The sequence below is a fragment of the Xenophilus azovorans DSM 13620 genome (assembly GCF_000745855.1).
In the GTDB taxonomy this organism is placed as follows: Bacteria; Pseudomonadota; Gammaproteobacteria; order Burkholderiales; family Burkholderiaceae_C; genus Xenophilus; species Xenophilus azovorans.
The window spans coordinates 423042-442955 of record NZ_KN050766.1 but is presented as its reverse complement, the minus strand read 5'-3'; the positions used below and the strand labels follow the sequence as shown (position 1 = coordinate 442955).

Below are 19914 nucleotides of genomic sequence, written 5' to 3'. Positions count from 1 at the left end.
GATGCGCGCCGCGCTGCGCTGTTCGATCCACTGTACGGGCGGGGTCGGCGCGTTGTGTAGGACGTCGCGAGGAAGACGATGGGAATGCTGCTGCGAATGCCGTCGCAGCGCTTCATGCGGGAGCCCGCGGCACCGGCCGCACGCTGGCGGATGCCGCCTTGGCGCCGAGCAGCATCTCCGTCATCCAGTTCACGAGCTGCAGCCCGTAGGCCTGCCGCATCTCGTCGGCGGACAGGGCATGGTCGGCCCCCGACAGCACCCTGTAGGTAAGCGAATGCGCCTGCTTGAAGGCGTTCACGTAGCTGCGGATCACCTCGTGCGGCACCATGTTGTCGGTCTCCGATTCCACCACCAGCACGTCGCCGCGGAACTCGCCGCAGGCGCGCAGCGCGCGGTTGCTCTCGGCGGGGATCAGGCCGCGCCGGTAGGTGTTGAGCTTCTCGCGGTCGAGCAGGCCCTTGGGGCGCTGCCAGTCCGGGTCTTCGTAGATGGCCGGCGCCCGCAGCGCCAGCCAGCGCACGGGGCGCAGCGCGGTCGCCAGCGCCGCCAGGTAACCGCCGTAGCTGCTGCCGACGATGGCGATGGCGCGCTCGTCGACGCCCGGATGGCTGCGCAGCGTGTCCAGGCCCGCCAGCACGTCCTGGAGGTTGTCCTCCGGCGTCACCTCCATGCGCTGGGCGCGGTGACGGGCATGGCCGCGCAGGTCGATCGTCAGGCAGATGCAGCCCAGCGCGGCGAGTTCGTGCGCGCGCGCGATGTACTGCGCCTGGCTGCCGTCCCAGCCGTGCACGAGCAGCACGCCGGGAAGCAGCGCGGAGGTGGTCACGAAGCTGCCTTCGATGCGCTGGTCGGCTACGGGAATTTCAACGGCTGATAGCTGGATCGTCACCGGGCTGGATGAATGCGTATTTGAGAAGGGGGCCGAGTTCGGCGTCGGTGCCGTGGAAGTAGACGCAGGCCTGCGGCGGCGGCTGGGCCTGGCCGTGCACCTCCATGCAGGAGGCGGCGACGCAGCGGCGCCCTGGCTGTGCGCGGAAGGCTTCCAGCGCCGTGATCTCGGCGCTGGTCGCGCCGCCGATCCGCCAGGATTGCTCGAGGACGCCGCTGCACGCGCTGCCGTCCGCCGCCTCGCCCTGCACCACGTCGTAGTTGATGCGCGAGGCGAACATGCCGGGGTAGCAGTCGAGCACGGCGCGGTGGTAGCGCAGCACCTGCTCGACCGCCCGCCGCACGTGCGGTGGCAGGTGAAGCCGCGCGAGCTGCTCGAAGCCGCCGCGCACGACCACGAGGTCCGAGCCGCCGTAGGTGACGGCGCCCTGCCGGTCGTGCGTCTCGCGCTGGGTGCCGTGGTAGCTGGCCAGCGCATCGCCGACGCGGATCTGGCCGACGCACAGCACGAGCGGGCGTTCGATGTTCTCCTCGATGCACACGCCGTGCGCCTCCACGTCCCGCGGCGTAAGGTCGGCCAGGCCGTGGATGAACTGCGACGGGCTGCGCGCCACGAACTGGCCCGCGCCGCCGGCGCCCTGGGCTGCCTTTACGCGCACGGGGCCGCGCGGCAGCAGCCGGCGCGCCGCCTGCATGGCGTCCTGGTGCGAGAAGGCGGTGAAGCCGCGCAGGGTGGCGTCCTTCACGGCCTCGCCGAAGCGGTCGGACCACCCAGGCGGCCTCGGGGCGTCCGCCGCCACCAGCGGATGGGTGATCGCCTTGGTCGCCACGAAGCCGTGCGGCACGACGCCGCCGAGCAGGTCTTCCGGCCCCCGCACACCGGCCGCGCGGGCGGCCTCGGGGTTCAGCGTGTCGCTGGGCACCAGGTAGGCGTGCGCGGCGCCCGCGGGCCTGGCGGGATCGAATTCCCCCGCGAAGGGCACGCCCAGCAGCCGTGCCGCGCGGCGCGCGATGGCGCCGCGGGTCTCCCGCTCGTGCGGAGCGTTGAACGACTGCGGGTCGACCGTCCACGTCATGACGGCGCGGGGCCGGCCCGTCGGGCGGCCGGTGGGATCAGGAGGCATCGGCGCTCAGCCTTCGTCCTCATCCTCGTCTTCTTCCTGCGCGATCGCATCGACGTCCACCGGCGTGGGATCGGCCGCATCGCGACGGCGGCCGCCACCTGGCGGCAGGGTGCCGGTGCGGTCCGGCAGCAGGTCGGCATCGACGACGGGCGCCGCGGGATCGGCGGCAGCGCGCTCGCCGGTGCCGGCGGCGTCGCTGGTGCTGCCGTGGGCGATGGGGAAGGCGCCTTCCGACGCCTCGTCGGGCATGGCCGACCGGTTCAGGTCGGTCTGCACGTCGCTGCCGCTGTCGCTGCTGTCGCTCGGGCCGAGCGCGTCCACGTCCTTGCCCGTGGGTTCGGCCGGCGCCGGTGCGCCGCCCAGGATGCTGCTGTTTGCCATGAGGCCACCTCCGGATGAGTGAATGCGTGCGTTCCCGTCCACTGTGGAACGGCCTGGGCGCCGGGTCTGTGAGACAGCGCCGATGCGGTGCGTCGGCCTGGGCGGCAGGGCGCGCGCGTTCAGCGCCGCGCGGGCAGGGCGTAGGCGCGGATGGCGTCGCCGGGCTTCGTGCCGGTGGAGCCGTGGCCGCCGGCGACCACCAGCACGTACTGCCGGCCGTCCTCGCCGCTGTAGGTCATCGGCGTGGCCTGGCCGCCGGCGGGCAGGCGGTCGCTCCACAGCACGCGGCCGCTGGCCATGTCGTAGGCGCGCACGTAGTTGTCGAGCGCGCCGGAGTAGAAGGCCACGCCGCCCGCGGTCACCATCGGGCCGCCGATGCCGGGCACGCCCATACGGAAGGGCAGCGGCAGCGGCGAGAGGTCGCGCACGGTGCCGTTGCGGTGCTTCCACGCCACCTGGCCGGTGCGCAGGTCCACGCCGGCCACGTAGCCCCAGGGCGGCGCCTGGCAGGGCAGGCCGACGGGCGACATGAAGGGCTTCATCGACGCGGCGTAGGGCGCGCCGAAGTTCTCGTTCAGCGCCGGCAGGCTGCCCTTGGGCGGACCGCCCTCCTGCACCAGCAGGCTGATGTCGTCGCGGCGCGCCACGAGCCGCGAGACGAAGGCGAGATACGTCGGCGTGGTGAAGGCCCAGCCGCGCGCCGGGTCGACCGCGATGCCGCCCCAGTTGAAGACGCCGAAGTTGCCGGGGTAGACGATCGAGCCGCGCTCCGAGGGCGGGGTGAAGCGCCCCTCGTAGCGCAACTGCCGGAAGGCGATGCGGCAGGCGAGCTGGTCCAGCAGCGTGGCGCCCCACATGTCCCGCTCGCGCAGCGGCGGCGGCGCGAAGGACAGCGCCGAGGCGGGCTGGGTCGGCGCCGTGTGGTCGCCGGCGGCGGCGCCCTGCGGCGCCGGCTGCTCGCTCACCGGCAGGAGCGGCGTACCGTCGCGGCGGTCCAGCACGAAGAGCTCGCCCTGCTTGGTCGGCTGCACCAGCGCGGGCACGCGCCGGCCGCCCACCTCCATGTCCAGCAGCGTGGGCTGGGCCGGCACGTCGTAGTCCCACAGGTCGTGGTGCACTGTCTGGAAGTGCCAGCGCACGCGGCCGCTGGCCAGGTCGAGCGCCACCACCGACGAGGCATAGCGCTCCACCGCCGGGCTGCGGTGGCCGCCCCACTGGTCGGGCGGCTGGTTGCCCATCGGTACGTAGACCATGCCCAGCGCCTCGTCCACGCTGGAGACCGACCAGCTGTTGGGCGAGTTGGCGGTGTAGGTGCGGCCGGGCGGCAGCGGCGCCGTGTCGTCGGGGTTGCCCGAGTCCCAGTTCCACACCAGCGCGCCGCTGTCGATGTCGAAGGCGCGGATCACACCCGACTGTTCCTTGACCGATGCGTTGTCCAGCACCGTGCCGCCCACGATGAGCAGCCGCTCGGTGACGACCGGCGGCGAGGTCGAGTAGTAGGCGCCGGGGCGCACGTTGGGCATGTGCTGCCACAGGTCGATCTGGCCGGTGCCGTTGCCGAAATCGGTGCACACCGCGCCCGAGTCGGGGTTCAGCGCGATCAGGCGGCCGTCCGCGGTGGGCATGAAGAGCCGGCTGCGGCAGGCCGGGTCGGTCGCGCCCTGGCTCGCCGCGACCGGCAGCGGCGGGCGCTCGGTTGCGGGCTCCGCCCGGCCTTCGCCGGCCGTGGGCGCGGGGGAGGGCGCAGGCACCGCGCGCGGCGGCTGGTAGGACAGGCCACGGCAGGTCAGGTGCTGGAGCGCCAGATCGCCGGCGATCTGCGGATCGAAGCGCCAGAGCTGGCGGCCGGTGGTGGCGTCCAGCGCGATCACGGACTGGTGGGGCGTGCACAGGAACAGGCGGTTGCCGATCTTCAGCGGCGTGACTTCGTAGGTCGTCTCCTCCGGGTCGCCGGGCCGGCCGCGCCGGTCGCCAGTGCGGAACTCCCACGCCAGCCGCAACTGGTTGGCGTTGGCCGGCGTGATCTGCGCCAGCGGCGAGTGGCGCTGGCCCTCGCCGGTGCGGCCGTAGGCATGCCATTCCCCTGGCGGCACGGGCGCGGCCGTCTCCGGCACCGCATCCGCGGCGGGCCGGCTTTCGAGGCGTCCGGCGAGTTCGTGCGGCGCGCGGAACCAGGACAGCACCGCCAGCGCCGCCGACACCGCGAGCGCCAGGCTCAGCACCGCGCGCGCCGGCGCCAGGCCGGCGCCCCAGGTGCGCGCGCCGCCGTCGGCCTGCTGCAGCGAACGGCGCACCCAGGGCGTGATCAGCCACAGCCCGAGCAGGAACAGCAGGTCCAGGCGCGCGGCCAGCGGCCACCAGTCGACGCCGACTTCCCACACGGCCCACCACAGCGAGGCGACCAGCAGCACCGCATGCAGCCACAGGGCCGCGGGCGAGCCGCGTAGCAGCAGGCCGCCCACGGCCAGCAGTGCGAGGCCCGCGGCCACGTAGTAGAGGCTGCCGCCGAGCGCGGCGAGCCAGCCGCCCGCCGCGGCCAGGATCAGGCCCAACAGGACGAGGATGCCGCCGGTGATGCGTGCCATGGAATGCTGCTCCGGTGAACTGCGCGCCCGCCCTCCGGCATGTGCGGCAGGGCGGAGGGATCGCAGCGGATGGCGAATGGCCACAGGCTGCGACCGGATCGGCCGCGCGAGCGTCAGCCGGCATCCTCCGGCGCTGTCAGCCGGCCGGGACCATCGCAGGGGCCATGCCCGGCGCGGGGGCTTCCTGCGCGCGGGGTGCGGCCGGTCCTACATCGCTGCGGCGCAGGAGGCGCAGCATGGATGAACGCCGTGCGGCCTTCGCTGAACGTGGGCCGTGCGGCCCGTCGAACCCCACAGGAGCAACCATCCATGAAGGCAATGAAGAAGGGCCCGGACGACAAGGAAGACCACCGCGTGATGCTGTGGGCCGCGCTGATCGCGGTCGTGGTCGCGCTCGGCGCCCTGGCGCTCAACGCCTATTTCCGTATCGGCTGACGCCGCCGGACCGACGAAGGAGTCCAAGCCATGTCCAATTCGCAGAACGGCCGTCCCGGCCACACCGAACACAACGCTGCGGGCCGCCAGCCGCCCACGCAGCGCAACGAGGCCCGGCGCACGCCGCGCAGCCGCAGCGACCGCGAGGACCATCGCGGCGGGTACAACCAGGGTCTGGCGCGCCGCGGTCCGCCGCCGCGCCAGCCCTGAGGGGATCAGGGAGAAGTTCGCCCGGAAGCCGAAGCGCCGGCTGCCAGATCGGCCAGCACGGCCGCCACGTCGCCGGTGCGCGGACGCACCGGGTGGCACGGCGCAGGAGGAAAGGCACTGAAGCGCGGCGCGGGCGCCGGCTGCACGATGCCGTCCACCTCGGCGAAGGCGCCGCGTGCGCGGTGGTGCGGATGCGTGGGTGCCTCGTCCAGGTCCAGCACCGGCGCGAAGCACACGTCCGTACCTTCCAGCAGCTCGCACCACGCCTCCCGGGTGCGCGTGCGGAAGACCTGCGCCACCTTCTCCTTGAGCGCCGGCCAGCGGGCCGCGTCCCACTGCGCGTCGAAGTCCGGGTCGTCCAGGCCGCACCTGGCGCGCAGCAGCGCGTAGAACTGGGGCTCCATCGAGCCGATGCTGATGTACCTGCCGTCCGCGCAGGCGTAGACGTCGTAGAAGTGCGCCCCGCCGTCGCCGTTGTTGGTGCCGGCCTCGGCCCGCCACAGGCCCGCCGAGCGCCAGCCGTAGATCAGGGAAGACAGCAGCGCCGCGCCTTCGCAGATAGACGCGTCGACGACCTGGCCCTGGCCCGTCCGCTGCGCGTGGGCCTGCGCCGCGAGCACGCCGAAGGCCAGCAGCATGCCGCCGCCGCCGAAGTCGCCGATGAGGCCCGGCGTCGGTGTCGGCGGCTGGCCGCGGCGGGCGCTGGAGTGCAGGGCGCCTGACAGCGCCACGTAGTTGATGTCGTGGCCCGCGGCGCGGGCCAGCGGCCCGTCCTGCCCCCAGCCCGTGACCCGGCCGTAGACCAGTGCCGGCCGGCGCGCCAGGCAGACCTCGGGCCCGAGGCCGAGCGACTCCATCACGCCGGGCCGGAAGCCCTCGATGAGCACGTCGGCATGGTCGATCAGCGCCAGCGCCGCCTGCCGGCCGGCGTCGGACTTCAGGTCCAGCGCCACGCACTCGCGCCCGCGCGCGAGCACGTCGCTGCGCCGGGCCGTCAGCGCGGCCATGCCGCCCTGCGCCCGGCCCGACGCGAAGCGCTCGATGCGGATGACGCGGGCGCCATGGTCGGCCAGCATCATCCCGGCGAAGGGCGCCGGGCCCAGCCCGGCGAACTCCACCACGGTCAGGTGGGCGAGCGGGCCCCGGCGGCCTTCGGCGGCCGGGTCAGAGCCCGACGACACGCGACAGCCTTTCCGGCGTGGCATGGCCGGCGATGAAGGCCTCGTTCAGCTCCACGCCGAAGCCCGGGCCCTCGTTGGGGTAGCACAGCCCGCCCTCGAATCGGGGGATGTTCAGGGCGATGTCGGTGCCGGGCGCGATGTCCCTGCTCTCCATCGTGCCGTGGATCATCAGCGGGCCGATCGACTCGTTGAGCCCCTGGGTCGCCCACTCGTTGCTGGTCCACAGGTGGGCCGAGGGGCTGTGCTCCAGGCCGGAGCCGATCATGCAGCCGCAGTGCACCGGCAGGCCGGCCAGGCGCGCCAGCGTCAGCCAGCGCTGCGACTTGACGATGCCGCCGGCCTTCTGCAGCTTGAGGAACAGGCCATCGGCCGCGCGGCGGTCGATGATCTCCTTCAGGTTGTGCAGCTCCTGCGCCGACTCGTCGGCGTAGATGGGCGTCTTCACGGCGGCGCGCAGGCGTGCCATGCCCTCGATGTCCCAGTGCGCCAGCGGCTGCTCGATCAGGTCCAGCCCGGCGGAGTCGATCCTGCGGATGATGTGCAGCGCCTTCTCGTAGCTCCAGAAGCCGTTGGCGTCGATGGTCAGGTAGGCGTCGGGGCCGACGGTCTCGCGCACGGCGTGCACCATGTCGATGTCGTCCTGCAGGCTGCCGTAGCCGATCTTCATCTTGAACAGGTGGAAGCCGACGTCCTTGGCCTTCTTCGCTTCCGCCGCCACGTCGTCGGGCCTGCCGGCAGACAGCACCCAGCCCTGGCGCGCGGCCTCCAGCGTGCGCCCGCCCAGCAGCTCGTACACCGGCACGCCCAGCAGCTTGCCCTTGAGGTCGTGCAGCGCGAAGTCGACCGTGGCCTTGGCCTGGTTGTTGTCGCGCACCAGCAGGTCCATCTTCGCCACGATCTTCTCGATGTGGCGCGGGTCCTCGCCCAGCAGGATGCGCGGCGCGATCACGTTGGCGATCATGGCGATGATCGATTCCTGCAGCTCGCCGCGGTACCACGAGGAGGTGTCGCCGGAGTCGGAGAAGCCCACCGTGCCGTCGTCCGCGGTGATCTTCAGGACCACGCTGTCGATCGAGGTGATCCGCGTGTTGGGCATGATCACCGGCTTCTTCAGCGGCGTGGAGACGGGCAGGCATTCCACCTGGATGATCTTGGTCATGATGACTACTGGGCCTGGAAGTTGGATTTGCGGACCTGCTCCGACCAGAAGGCGGTGGCGGTGTCGACGAAGCGGGCCAGCTCCTCGGGGCCGGCGTAGGCCGGCTCCATGTTGGTCGAGGCGAAGCGGGCGACCAGCTTCGGGTCGTCGAACATGCCGCGCGTCGCGTCGGTGATGCGCTGGCGCAGCTCGGGCCGGAGGGTGGTGGAGGCGTAGACGCCGAGGAAGGCGTCGGCGGGCATCTGCAGCCCCATCTCGGCGAAGGTGGGCACGTCGGGCATGGCGCCGTAGCGCTTGGCGGCGGCCATCGCCAGCACCCGGACCTTGCCCGCCTTGCGGTACTCGATGAGGCCGTCGCACGGCACGATGGCGGCCGGCACCTGGCCGCCGACCAGGTCGGTGATGGCGGGGGCCGCCCCGCGGTAGGCCACCGGCGTCATCGTGACCTTGTAGTGCTGGCCCATCACGTAGCCGACGAACTGCGCCTGCGAACCCGGCGCGGGGATGCCGAAGCCGCCCTGGTCGGGGCTCCTGCGCACCAGCTCCAGGTACTCCTGGAAGCTCTTCGCCGGCGAGGCCGAAGGCACGGCCAGGCAGGTGTAGAAGTTGACGATGCGCGCCACCGGCAGCATGTCCTTCTTCACGTCGAAGCCGGGCGTCTTGTTGATCAGCGGCACCATGACCACCTGGTGGTCCACCACGAACATGATGGAGTTGCTCTCCGGCGTGGCCTGCTTGAGCGCCTGCGCGGCGATCTGGCCGCCGGCGCCGGGCTTGTTGTCGACCACCACGGTGGCGTTCAGCCGCTCGCCCAGCGCCTCGGCGTAGATGCGGGCCAGCGTGTCGGTGCCGGCGCCGGGCGGGAAGCCCACCAGCACGCGGATGACGGGCTTGTCCTGCGCGGCCAGGGGGAGGGCGGTGCCGGCCAGCACGGCCGCCGCCAGCCCCAGCCCGCAGGCGCGGGACAGCAGTGTGCGGATCGATGTCATGTCGTGTCTCCTGTCGGAAGGTGCTGAGGATCAGAGCGGATAGGCCGGCGGCGTGGCGCGTACCGTCATCCACTGCCATTGCGTGAATTCGTCCCAGTTGGCGGGCCCGCCGTGGCGCGAGCCGTTGCCCGAGGCGCCGCGGCCGCCCATGGGCATGGTCCCGTCGTCGTTGACGGTCTGGTCGTTGACGTGCACCAGGCCCACGTGCAGCTGCTGCGCGAGTTCCATGGCGCGGCCGACGTCGCGGGCGTAGATGCCGGCGGACAGGCCGTACTCGGTGTCGTTGGCCAGGGCGACGGCCTCGGCGTCGCTGCCGAAGCGCGTGATCGAGACCACCGGGCCGAAGATCTCCTCGCGGAAGGCGGGCATCTGCGGCGTGACGTCGGCCAGCACGGTGGCGGCGTAGAAGGGCCCCTCGTGCGTGCCGCCGGCCAGCAGCCGCGCGCCCATGGCCACCGATTCGTCGACGATGCGCTTCACCCGCTGCAGCTGCGCCTCGGTGATGACGGGGCCCAGCGCCACCTGCTGGCGGTGCGGGTCGCCGGCGGGCAGCGCACGGGCCTTGGCGGCCATGCGCTGCGCGTAGTCCTCGGCGATGGATTCGTGCACCAGGTGCCGCCCGGCGCTCATGCAGATCTGCCCCTGGTGCAGCCACGAGGCCCAGGCGCCGCCCATGACGGCCGCGTCCAGGTCGGCGTCGGCCAGGAGGATCAGGGCGTTCTTGCCGCCCAGTTCCAGCGCCACCTTCTTGAGGTGCCTGCCGGCGAGCTCGCCCACGCGGCAGCCGACGGCGGTGGAGCCGGTGAAGGAGACCATCGCGACGTCGGGATCGGTCGCCAGCGCCTCGCCGGCCTCGGCCCCACCCGGCAGCATGTGCAGCACCGACGGAGGCAGCCCGGCGGCCTGCAGCAGCACCGCCAGCAGCACGCCGCCGCTGACGGGCGTGCGCGGGTCGGGCTTGAGCACCACGGCGTTGCCCGCAGCCAGCGCCGGCAGCACGGCCCGGCTCGACAGCAGGAAGGGGAAGTTGAACGGAGAGATCACGCCGACCACGCCATGCGGCACCCGGCGCGCGATGCTGGACACGCCCGGCTGGCTGGGCAGCACCAGGCCGGAAGGCTGGGTCAGCATGGCGGCCGCCTCGTGGCACAGGTGCAGCACGGAGTCGATCTCGAACATCGCCTTGGGGGGAATGCCGCCGGTCTCGCGCACGATCCATTCGGCGTATTCGGCGCGGTGCGCTTCCAGCAGCGCCGCGGCCCGGCGGAAGACCCCGGCCCGCTCGCCGTAGGGCGCCCGGGCCCAGGCGCCCTGGGCCTGGCGCGCCGCCGCGGCGCTGGCCCTGACGTCCGGGGCGAGCGCGCAGGAAACTCTACTCATCGGTTGGCCCGTCGCGGGCTCGACCACGTCGATCGTTCCGCCGGAAAGCGGTTTCCAGCTTTCGGCCAGTCCGCAGCCTGTCCATTCGTAATCTGCCAGCAAGCTCACACTCATGTCGTCTCCGTGGAGGGGGTTGGGGGGCGTTGAGGCGGACTTTATTTCGCCATCCTAAAAAAGTCAACCAAACGGTGGGTTGACTTTTTGAAGGGTCGTTTCCACAATCGCCGCATTCCGCTTCAAGCATGGAGATGACCCCCGTGAACGTTCCCTACCGATCCCCCTGGATGACCGACGAGCTGGACATGCTCCGGTCCACGGCCAGACGCTTCTTCGAAGACGAGGTGGCACCCAAGGCCGACAAGTTCCGCAGCCAGCACTGCATCGACCGCGAGGTGTGGGAGCGCGCCGGCGAGCTGGGCCTGCTGTGCATGAGCATTCCCGAGGAGTTCGGCGGGCAGGGGGCCAGCTTCGCGCACGAAGTGGTCATGATCGAAGAGCAGGCGCGCATCTGCGACACGACCTTCCCGTTCATCCCCGGCGCGCTCAACAGCCCCGGCTTCTTCCACGGCACGGCCTCGCCCGAGCAGCTGCGCAAGTGGATGCCCGACATCGCCGCCGGCAGGAAGATGATCGCCGTGGCCATCACCGAGCCGGACGCCGGCACCGACGTGAAGGCGCTGCGCACCACCGCCCGCCGCGAGGGCGACGAGTACGTGCTCAACGGCAACAAGATCTTCTGCACCCTGGGCCAGCAGGCCGATCTGGTGCTGGTGGCGGCGCGCACCGGCGGCGCCGGTTCGGGGGCGCGCGGCATTTCGCTGTTCCTGGTCGAGAAGGCCGACTGCCCGGGCTTCAAGGTCAACAAGATCATCGACAAGATCGGCCAGAACGCGCTGAACACGGCGGAGATCTTCCTGGAAGACGCACGCGTGCCGGCCGGGAACCTGATCGGCGGCGAGGAGGGCAAGGGCTTCTTCCAGTTGATGGACGTGTTCACGCGTGAGCGGCTGTCCATCGGGCTGGTCGGCATCAGCTGCGCCGAGCGCGCCATCGAGCTGACGCTGGCGCACGCCAAGGACCGCAGGATGCTGGGCCAGACGCTGTGGGACTTCCAGAACACCAGGTTCACGCTGGCCGAATGCCTGACCGAAGCGCGCATCGGCCGCGTCTTCCTGGACCAGATCGTCAAGGACATCGTCGACGGCAAGCCCCTGCAGCCCAACGACGCCCTGATGGCCAAGTGGTGGGGCAGCGAGAAGCAGTGCCAGATCATCGACCGCTGCCTGCAGCTGTTCGGCGGCTACGGCTACTGCACCGAGTACCCGATCGCCCAGCTCTACATGGACGCCCGCGTGGCGAAGATCTACGGCGGGTCGAACGAGACGCTCAAGGACGTGATCGCGCGCTCGATGTGAGCGGGCAGGGCGGCCGGCAGGCGCTCAGCGCCGCTGGGCCGCGATGCCGTCGATCAGCGTGTCCATGAAGTTGTCGGCCACCTGCGGGATCGACAGCTTGCCGCTCTCGCTGTACCAGCGCGGCACCCAGTTCAGGGCGCCGAACAGCAGCGCAGAGAACATCCCCGGATCGCAGGGGCGGACGCTGCCGTCGGCGATGCCCTCGGTGACGAGGGCGCGCACGGTACTGTCCAGCCGGCGCTGGAACTGGCGGATGTCGCCGTCGCTGCCGCTGCTCATCTCCAGCGGCCGCTGGCCGACCAGCACCAGGCAGCGGCCGAAGTCGCTGTTCTGCGCCACCGCCAGGCTGCGCACGAAGTCGCGCAGGCGCTGCAGCACGGGCACGCTGCGGTCGCGGGTCTTCTCGATCACGTTGTCCAGGTCGCTGAACGAGAGCATCTGGCACTGGTAGAGGATGCTCTCCTTGTTGGCGACGTAGTGGTAGAGCGTCGCCTTGTGCATGCCGAGCCGTTCGGCGATGTTGTCCAGCGAGGTCGACTCGTAGCCTCTCTCGGCGAACAGTTGCGCCGCCGTGCGCAGGATGGCGATCCGCTTGTCGTCGTGCTTGGTGCCCATCCCCGTCTTCTTGCGGCCCGTGGCGGGGCGCGCGCTGGCGGGCGTGCGGCTGGCGGCCGCCGGGGGCAGGCTGAGGGCCTTCGATTTCATGGCCTGCGATTATCCGGAAACCACCCGTGCCGCCACGAGTTCGTCGATCTTCGCCGCCGACAGCCCGATCCGGCCGAGGATCTCGCGCGTGTGCTCGCCCAGCAGCGGTGCGCGGTGGCGCACCGCGCCGGGCGTGGACGAGAGCTTGACCGGCACGCCCGGCACCACGGCGGGGCGTGCGCTGCCGGGCTGCTCGACCTCGGGCAGCATCTGGCGGGCCGCGAAGTGCGGGTCGGCGAAGATGTCCTCGGCCGTGTAGATCGGGCTGAAGGGGATGCGGTTGCCGAACAGCTCGCGCAGCTCGGCCTTGGTGCGCGCGGTGGTGAAGCGCTCGATCTCCTCCATCAGCGCGGCGCGGTGCGTCCAGCGCGATTCCTCGTCGGCGAAGCGCGGGTCCTGCGGCAGCTCGGGCCGGCCGATGAGCGCGGCCAGTTCGCGGAACTGCGGATCGTGCGGCGCGGCCAGCGCGATCACGCCGTCCTTGACGCGGACGGTGTCGAAGGGCGCCATGCCGGGGATGCCGTTGCCGACGGGCACGGGCGACACGCCGCGGAAGCTGTACTGGCTCACGACCAGCTCGGACAGGGCGAGGATGCTGTCGGTCATGGCCACGTCGACGTACTGGCCCTGGCCGGTCGCGCGGGCGTGCCACAGCGCGGCCATGGTGCCGAAGGCCGCGAACAGGCCCGAGACGGTGTCGCCGGCGCCGCCGCCCACCTTGACCGGGTGCTCGGGGTCGGTGCCCGTGATGCCCATCCATCCGCCCATCGCCTGCGCGACGATGTCGAAGGCGGGCCAGTCCATGTAGGGGCTGGCGCCGCCCACGCGGTCGCCGAAGCCGCGCACGGAGGTATAGACCAGGGCCGGGTTGATGCTGCGCAGCTGCTCGTAGCCCAGCCCCAGCTTCTCCAGCACGCCGGCGCGGTAGTTCTCCACCAGGGCGTCCGCCGTACCGGCCAACTGCCTGAGCAGCGCCTGGCCTTCCGGGTGCTTGAGGTTCAGCGCCAGGGACTGCTTGTTGCGGTTGCATGCCTGGAACAGGCCGCCGAGTTGCCGCTGGCGGTCGTCGTCCCGGAAAGGGCCCATCCTGCGGAAGAAGTCGCCGTCCAGCGGCTCGACCTTGATGACGTCGGCACCGTGGTCGGCCAGGACCTGCGAGCAGAAGGGCCCGGCGAGCGCGTGTGTGAGATCGAGGACTCGCAGACCTTTGAGGGCACCAGTGGGCATCATGCTTTTCAAAATATCAACCAAACGGTGGGTTGATTATTCCACTGGGCGGCGGCGAGGTAAAGCGGCGCGGAGGAGGGGCAATCGCGCGCCGCGCTGGCATCGAAGTTGCTTATCAGTCGATCAATTAATTTCTCAAGGGTTAACCCCAGCGTGTGATCGAAGTCAAGGCACTATTCTTTCGCTAGAAATTAATTGATCGTTTAATTTATTAGAGCCGACGCGCAGCGCCCACGGTGGCCGCGCCTCGGGTGGGTCTCGTTCAACTGGAGAATGAAATGCACAAGTGGTCCCAAGTGATGTCCCTGGCCGGCCTGTTCGCCGTGTCGGCGCTGGCAAGCGCACAGGAGACGGTGAAGATCGGCGTGATCGAGCCGCTGACCGGCTCGGTCGCCTACAACGGCCTGGCCTCGGTCAACGGCGCCAAGCTGGCGGTGGAGCAGCGCAACGCCGCCGGCGGCGTGCTCGGCCGCAAGGTCGAGCTGGTGATCGAGGACGGCCAGTGCCGGCCCGCCAACTCGGTGAACGCCGCCGAGAAGCTGGTCCAGCGCGACAAGGTGGTGGCGCTGTCGGGCGCCTTCTGCAGCTCGGCCACCGCGGCGGTGATGCCGGTGGCGGAGAAGTACAAGGTGCCGTTCCTGAGCGGCGTGTCGTCCAAGGCCGACCTCACGGAGAAGGGCATGCAGTACTTCTTCCGCTCGGCCGAGACCGACCGGCTCATGTCCAGGACCTTCAGCAAGATCCTCGCGGACAAGCTGCAGCTCAAGTCGGTGGCCTACATCGGCGTCAACGACGACTGGGGCCGCGGCGGCGTGGAGGACTTCTCCAAGGACCTGGAGGCGCTCGGCGTGAAGACCGTGATGAAGGAGTATTTCGACCACGGCGCCACCGACTTCTACACGCTGCTGACCAAGCTGCGCGCGAGCAAGGCCGACGGCGTGTTCGTGGCCGCCGAGACGCAGGACGGCTCCATCCTGGTCAAGCAGTTCAAGGAGTTCGGCCTGAAGACCAAGATCTTCGGGGTGGGTTCCTGGGCCACCGCCGACTTCATCGGCCTGACCGGCGACGCCTCGGAAGGCATCTACGCCGCCGTGCCCTATGCCTCCAGCCTGCCCAGCGAGCGCAACAAGGCCTTCGTCGAGCTCTACAGCAAGGCCTACAAGGAGAAGCCGGGCAAGTACGGCGCCGCCGGCTACAACGCCATGAACATCCTGCTCGACGCCGTCGCGCGGGCCGGCAAGGCCGAGCCGGAGGCCATCCGCGACGCGCTGCGCAAGACCGACTACGCCGCGCCCAACGGCCGCTACCGCTTCACCGACAAGGGCGAGGGCTACGGCTTCGACGTGGTGCTGGTGCAGATCAGCAACCGCGAGCCGAACGTGGTCGCGCAGTCGGCCACCGAGAAGCCCTGAGCCACGGAGCCACTGAAAAACGGGACATCCGACGATGGAACTACTCCCACAGTACCTCGCCAACGGCCTGGTGACCGGTTCGTTCTATGCGCTCTCGGCGCTGGGGCTGACCCTCATCCTCGGCCTGATGCGCGTGGTCAACTTCGCCCACGGCGAGCTCTACATGCTCGGCGGCGTGATGGGCTGGTGGGCCACCACCCGGCTCGGCCTGGACTTCTTCACCGGCCTGGTGCTGGTGGCCGTGGTCATGGGCGCCTTCGGCTGGCTGGTCGACCGCTTCCTGATCGAGCGCATCCGCCACCAGGGCGAGGAGCCCGGCATCCTGCTGACCATCGGCCTGTCGATCTTCCTGGCCAACACGGCCCTGCTGGCCGTGGGCACCGCGCCGCTGAAGGTGGAGGCGCCGATCTCCGCCGGCCCGATGTTCCTCGGCCCGGTGGTGCTCACCAAGCTGCGCGTGTTCGCGGTGCTGGTGTGCGCGCTGCTGATCGTGGCGGCCTGGGTGGTCATCCACAAGACGCGCCTGGGCCGCGCGATGCGCGCGACCTTCCAGGACCCGATGGCGGCGCAGCTGGCGGGCGTGCGCACCGCCAACGTGTACGCGGCGACCTTCGCCATGGGCACGGTGATCGCCTCGATGGCCGGCATGCTGCTCGGCTCCATCTACTCGGCGCAGGTCGCCATCGGCGGCCTGGTCAGCATGAAGGCCTTCGTGGTGGTGATCCTCGGCGGCATGGGCAGCTTCGCCGGCGCCGTCGCGGGCGGCCTGCTGCTGGGCGTGGTCGAGGCGCTGTGGGGCGGCTACGTGGCCACCGGGTGGGTGGACATCATCGGCTTCGCGCTGGTGATCCTCACGCTGGTCTTCCGGCCCTACGGGCTCTTTTCGAAGCGGGCGGAGCGGGCATGAAGTTCGAGAAACACTGTCTCTGGGGCCTGATGGCGCTGGCCGCGCTGCTCCCCCTGCTGGTGCGCGACCAGTACGTGCTGCACATCGCCATCATGGTGCTGTTCTACGCGGTGCTGGCGAGCAGCCTGAACCTGGTGGTCGGCTACGTGGGCGAGTTCTCGCTGGGGCACACGGCCTTCCTCGGCACCGGCGCCTACACGGCGGCGATCCTTTCCACGCAGTACGGCTGGCCGATGTGGGCCACCGTGCCGGCGGCGGGGCTGCTGGCCATGCTCGTGGGCGTGGTGATCGGCGGCATCACGCTGCGGCTGCAGGGCCCGTTCTTCGTGATCGTGACGCTCTCGTTCGCCGAGGTGCTGCGCCTGGCGGCCGACAACTGGATCGCCCTGACCAACGGCCCGATGGGCATCGCAGGCGTCCCGCAGCCTGCGCTGCTGGCCGAGGCGGGCAACCTGGGCGCCAAGCAGTTCTACTACACGGTGGCGTGGCTGCTGCTGGCGCTCACGCTCTACCTGAGCTTCCGCTTCGTGTACTCGAACGCCGGCCGCGCGGCGGTGGCGGTGCGCGAGAACCGCTACGTGGCGCAGTCCATCGGCATCCAGCCGCTGCACTACTCGATGCTCGCGCTGGTGCTGGGCGCCCTGTTGTCGGGCATGGCCGGCGGCTTCTATGCCCACTACATCTCCTTCGTCGGGCCCGAAGTGTTCCGCTTCGCCTTCATGGTGAGCATGATCATCATGGTGCTCGTCGGCGGCAAGGGCACGCTGGTGGGGCCGCTGATCGGCGCGCTGCTGGTGACCTTCCTGGAGGAATACCTGCGCGAGGCCAAGGAGCTGCGCCTGTCGATCTTCGGCCTGGCCGTGATCGCGATCGTGCTGTTCCTGCCGCGCGGGCTGATGGGCTTCGTCGTCCAGTGGCGCGCGTCGCGCAGGGCCGACGCGCCCAAGGTCGCGGTGGCGCCTTCGCAGGCCGAGAGGAGGGTGGCATGAACGCGATCCAGGCCAGGAAGACGCCGCGCGCGCTCGAAGTGCGCGGCCTGGGCAAGTCCTTCGGCGGCATCCATGCGGTCAGGGACATCAGCTTCGAGGTGCAGCCCGGCGAGATCGTCGGCCTGATCGGCCCCAACGGCGCCGGCAAGACCACCTGCTTCAACCTGATCACCGGCTTCTACGCGCCCAGCGCCGGCCGCGTGCGCTTCGGCGGCACGGACGTGACGGGCCGCAAGCCCTACCACATGGCCCGGATGGGCATCGTGCGCAGCTTCCAGAAGACCAACATCCTGAAGTCGCTCACGGTGTTCGAGAACGTGCTCACCGGGCACTACATGGAGGCGCGCCAGCCGCTGTGGCGCACCTTCTTCCCGGGCCGCGCGGTGCGCGCCGCGGAAGCGGCGGCGCGCGAGAGCGCCGAGCACATCGTGCGCACCATGGGCCTGGCGCACCGCATGGACGCGCCGGCCTCGGTGCTGTCGTGCGGCGAGCTGCGCCTGCTCGAGGTGGCGCTGGCGCTGGCCGCCAAACCCGAGATCCTGATGCTCGACGAGCCGGCGGCCGGCCTGAACAGCCAGGAGGCGCGCCTGTTCGGCGAGATCCTGAAGACGGTGCGCGGCACGCTGGTGGAGTCGATCCTGATCGTGGAGCACAACATGGGGCTGGTGATGGGCGTGTCGGACCGGGTGGTGGTGATGCATTTCGGCCAGAAGCTGGCCGAGGGAACGCCGGCCCAGGTGCAGTCCGACAGCAAGGTGGTCGAGGCGTATCTCGGCGGAGGAAGGAAGGCATGAACGCGGTCCTCGAGCAACGTGAAGCGCACGTCAGCAACTTGACGGCCGGCGAGCCGGGATCGCCCGTGCTGGAGTTGCGCGACCTGCACGTGAGCTACGGCAGGACCGCGGCGCTGCACGGCGTGAACCTGCGCGTGATGCCCGGCGAGGTGGTGGCCCTGATCGGCGCCAACGGCGCCGGCAAGAGCACCACGCTGAGGGCCATCTCGGGCCTGCTCAAGCCCACGCGCGGCGAGATCGTGTTCCAGGGCCGCAGCATCGGCGGCCTGGCCGCCGACCGCGTGGTGGCGCAGGGCATTGCCCAGTCTCCGGAGGAGCGGCACGTGTGGCCGGCCATGACGGTGGACGAGAACCTCTCGATGGGCGCCTACCTGTGCAAGGGCAAGGCGGAGGTCCAGCGGCGCATGGGCCTGGTCTACGAGCGCTTTCCGCGCCTGAAGGAGCGCCACAGGCAGCTGGCGGGGACCCTCAGCGGCGGCGAGCAGCAGATGCTGGCCATCGGCCGCGCGCTCATGTCCGAGCCGCGCCTGCTGCTGCTGGACGAGCCCAGCCTGGGCCTGAGCCCGCGCATGGCCGAGGAGGTGTTCGAGTTCGTGCGCGAGATCAACGCCCACGGCGTGACGGTGATGCTGGTGGAGCAGAACGTGCACAACGCGCTGTCGGTCGCCACGCGCGCCTACGTCTACGAGACCGGCCGCGTGGTGGCCGAGCGCGAGGCCTCGCGCCTGCTGGAAGACCCTGAACTGCTCAGTGCCTACCTGGGCGGCTGAGCGATGGAGGAGGGTGCTTGTGCACCCTTTTCCTGAGCCTCTCAATTAATTGAACAGTTATTTAACAAACAGGCCGAGCGAACTGCCGGCCCCCGAATCAAGGAGTAGCAAGGACATGACCAAGACAATGCGAGTGGGGATCGTCGGCGGCGGCATCGGCGGCGTGGCCCTGGCGCGCGCGCTGCGCCTGCGCGGCATCGACGCCTGGGTGTTCGAGCGTGCGGGCGCCTTCGGCGAGATCGGTGCGGGCGTGCAGATGACGCCCAATGCCGCCAAGGTGTTGCGGGCACTGGGCCTGGGCGACGCGCTGGCGCGCATCGGCTTCCTGCCCGAGGCCATGGTCGGCCGCAACTGGGACGACGCGCGCGAGCTGTTCCGCACGCCGCTGCGCGAGGTGTGCCCGAACCTGTTCGGCGCCGACTTCTGGCACGTGCACCGCGCGGACCTGCATGCCATCCTCTGCGAGGGCATCCCGGCCGACCGTGTGCGCTTCGATGTGTCGTGCACCGGCGTGACGCAGGACGCCGGCAAGGCCGTGGCGCACTTCGACGACGGCACGCGCTTCGAGGCCGACCTCATCGTGGGCGCCGACGGCATCCACTCGGCGGTGCGCGACGCGCTGTGGGGCAGGACGGCGTCGCAGTACACCGGCCACATGTGCTGGCGCGCGCTGGTGCCGGTCGAGCAGCATCCCTTGCCCTTCGTGAGCCCCGACGCCTCGTTCTGGATGGGCCCCAAGGCGCACATCGTCACCTACTACGTGAAAGGCGGCGCCGCGGTGAACATCGTCGCCGTCAACGAGAGCGCCGACTGGGTGACCGAGTCGTGGACCGAGCCCAGCACGCGCGAGGAGCTGCTGGCCGCCTACGAGGGCTGGCACGAGAACATCGTGCGCCTGTTCGAGAAGACCGACGCGCAGCAGATCTTCAAGTGGGGCCTGTTCGACCGCGACCCGATGGCGCAGTGGTCGCAGGGCCGCGTCACGCTGCTGGGCGACGCCGCGCACCCGATGCTGCCCTTCCTGTCGCAGGGCGCCGCCATGGCCATCGAGGACGCCTACGTGCTGGCCGCCGCGCTGTCGCACTTCGGCGGCGACCTGGACGGCGCCCTGCGCGCCTACGAGTCCGAGCGCCGCCCCCGCACCGCCCGCGTGCAGCTGGAGGCGCGCGAGCGCGGCCGCACCTACCACCTCTCGACGCCGGAGGAGCAGAAGAAGCGCGACGAGGAATTCCAGAAAGCCCAGGCCAAGGACCCGAACGCGGTCGGCATCAAGGCCGAATGGGTCTATTCCTACGACGCCACCCGCTGCATCGAGCGCTTCGACGAAAGCGCGGAACCGGCGGTGGCCTGAGCCCGGGAGCAT

General features: G+C 70.7%; 19 protein-coding genes. 9 read left to right on the top strand and 10 right to left on the bottom strand.

Annotated features, from left to right (window positions below; genetic code table 11):
* Positions 1-112: 112 nt before the first annotated feature.
* From Q392_RS33995 to Q392_RS28530, 4 genes are all read right to left on the bottom strand, one after another.
* Positions 113-889, bottom strand: coding sequence for an alpha/beta hydrolase family protein (locus Q392_RS33995; protein WP_038216762.1), 777 nt, complete (start codon positions 887-889; stop codon positions 113-115).
* Positions 864-2012: a DUF3182 family protein gene (locus Q392_RS33990; protein WP_038216759.1), complete on the bottom strand. Its 1149-nt coding sequence runs from the start codon at positions 2010-2012 to the stop codon at positions 864-866. Before Q392_RS33990 ends, Q392_RS33995 begins: the two co-directional genes overlap by 26 nt.
* Positions 2013-2018: 6 nt before the next feature.
* Positions 2019-2393, bottom strand: coding sequence for a hypothetical protein (locus Q392_RS28535; RefSeq protein ID WP_038216757.1), 375 nt, complete (start codon positions 2391-2393; stop codon positions 2019-2021).
* Positions 2394-2512: 119 nt separating this feature from the next.
* Positions 2513-4978 (bottom strand): membrane-bound PQQ-dependent dehydrogenase, glucose/quinate/shikimate family, encoded by a 2466-nt coding sequence (locus Q392_RS28530; protein WP_038216754.1) that lies wholly within the window; start codon positions 4976-4978, stop codon positions 2513-2515.
* Between the two features lie 309 nt (positions 4979-5287).
* On the opposite strand from Q392_RS28530, the gene Q392_RS34100 reads away from it, so the two are divergent.
* Positions 5288-5413 (top strand): hypothetical protein, encoded by a 126-nt coding sequence (locus tag Q392_RS34100; RefSeq protein WP_281173476.1) that lies wholly within the window; start codon positions 5288-5290, stop codon positions 5411-5413.
* Positions 5414-5443: 30 nt separating this feature from the next.
* The gene (locus Q392_RS28525) at positions 5444-5623 is read left to right on the top strand and encodes a hypothetical protein (protein ID WP_038216751.1); all 180 of its coding nucleotides are present in this window, start codon (positions 5444-5446) and stop codon (positions 5621-5623) included.
* A gap of 5 nt (positions 5624-5628) precedes the next feature.
* On the opposite strand, the gene Q392_RS28520 is transcribed toward Q392_RS28525, so the two are convergent.
* Genes Q392_RS28520 through Q392_RS28505 form a run of 4 tightly spaced genes read right to left on the bottom strand, consistent with a single transcriptional unit; the run spans position 5629 to position 10446 of the window.
* On the bottom strand, positions 5629-6804 hold the full coding sequence (locus Q392_RS28520; protein ID WP_051954047.1) for a CaiB/BaiF CoA transferase family protein: 1176 nt from the start codon (positions 6802-6804) through the stop codon (positions 5629-5631).
* Positions 6788-7963, bottom strand: coding sequence for a mandelate racemase/muconate lactonizing enzyme family protein (locus tag Q392_RS28515; RefSeq protein WP_038216749.1), 1176 nt, complete (start codon positions 7961-7963; stop codon positions 6788-6790). Before Q392_RS28515 ends, Q392_RS28520 begins: the two co-directional genes overlap by 17 nt.
* Before the next feature lie 5 nt (positions 7964-7968).
* Positions 7969-8952: a tripartite tricarboxylate transporter substrate-binding protein gene (locus Q392_RS28510; protein ID WP_051954046.1), complete on the bottom strand. Its 984-nt coding sequence runs from the start codon at positions 8950-8952 to the stop codon at positions 7969-7971.
* 30 nt (positions 8953-8982) lie between these two features.
* Positions 8983-10446, bottom strand: a complete 1464-nt coding sequence (locus Q392_RS28505; RefSeq protein WP_038216746.1) for a benzaldehyde dehydrogenase — start codon at positions 10444-10446, stop codon at positions 8983-8985.
* Positions 10447-10589: 143 nt separating this feature from the next.
* Here Q392_RS28505 and Q392_RS28500 point away from each other — a divergent pair, with 143 nt between their 5' ends.
* Positions 10590-11747: an acyl-CoA dehydrogenase family protein gene (locus Q392_RS28500; protein ID WP_211260331.1), complete on the top strand. Its 1158-nt coding sequence runs from the start codon at positions 10590-10592 to the stop codon at positions 11745-11747.
* A 24-nt stretch (positions 11748-11771) separates the two neighbouring features.
* Here the strand turns inward: Q392_RS28500 and Q392_RS28495 are convergent, their stop codons facing one another.
* Entirely contained in the window at positions 11772-12452 is a 681-nt protein-coding gene (locus Q392_RS28495; RefSeq protein ID WP_051954044.1) for a TetR/AcrR family transcriptional regulator, read from the bottom strand.
* A gap of 9 nt (positions 12453-12461) precedes the next feature.
* Positions 12462-13679 (bottom strand): CaiB/BaiF CoA transferase family protein, encoded by a 1218-nt coding sequence (locus Q392_RS28490; RefSeq protein ID WP_084217479.1) that lies wholly within the window; start codon positions 13677-13679, stop codon positions 12462-12464.
* A gap of 278 nt (positions 13680-13957) precedes the next feature.
* Between Q392_RS28490 and Q392_RS28485 the strand changes: the two genes are divergently transcribed.
* The 6 genes from Q392_RS28485 (at position 13958) to Q392_RS28460 (ending at position 19902) form a co-directional block, all read left to right on the top strand.
* Entirely contained in the window at positions 13958-15091 is a 1134-nt protein-coding gene (locus Q392_RS28485) for an ABC transporter substrate-binding protein (RefSeq protein ID WP_084217464.1), read from the top strand.
* A 34-nt stretch (positions 15092-15125) separates the two neighbouring features.
* Entirely contained in the window at positions 15126-15998 is an 873-nt protein-coding gene (locus Q392_RS28480) for a branched-chain amino acid ABC transporter permease (RefSeq protein WP_038216734.1), read from the top strand.
* Positions 15995-16987, top strand: a complete 993-nt coding sequence (locus Q392_RS28475; protein ID WP_038216731.1) for a branched-chain amino acid ABC transporter permease — start codon at positions 15995-15997, stop codon at positions 16985-16987. Before Q392_RS28480 ends, Q392_RS28475 begins: the two co-directional genes overlap by 4 nt.
* Positions 16984-17781, top strand: coding sequence for an ABC transporter ATP-binding protein (locus Q392_RS28470; protein WP_051954043.1), 798 nt, complete (start codon positions 16984-16986; stop codon positions 17779-17781). The genes Q392_RS28475 and Q392_RS28470 overlap by 4 nt, the downstream gene beginning before the upstream one ends.
* Positions 17778-18551, top strand: a complete 774-nt coding sequence (locus Q392_RS28465) for an ABC transporter ATP-binding protein (protein WP_084217463.1) — start codon at positions 17778-17780, stop codon at positions 18549-18551. The genes Q392_RS28470 and Q392_RS28465 overlap by 4 nt, the downstream gene beginning before the upstream one ends.
* Positions 18552-18666: 115 nt before the next feature.
* Positions 18667-19902, top strand: coding sequence for an FAD-dependent monooxygenase (locus Q392_RS28460; protein ID WP_038216728.1), 1236 nt, complete (start codon positions 18667-18669; stop codon positions 19900-19902).
* Positions 19903-19914 lie beyond the last annotated feature (12 nt).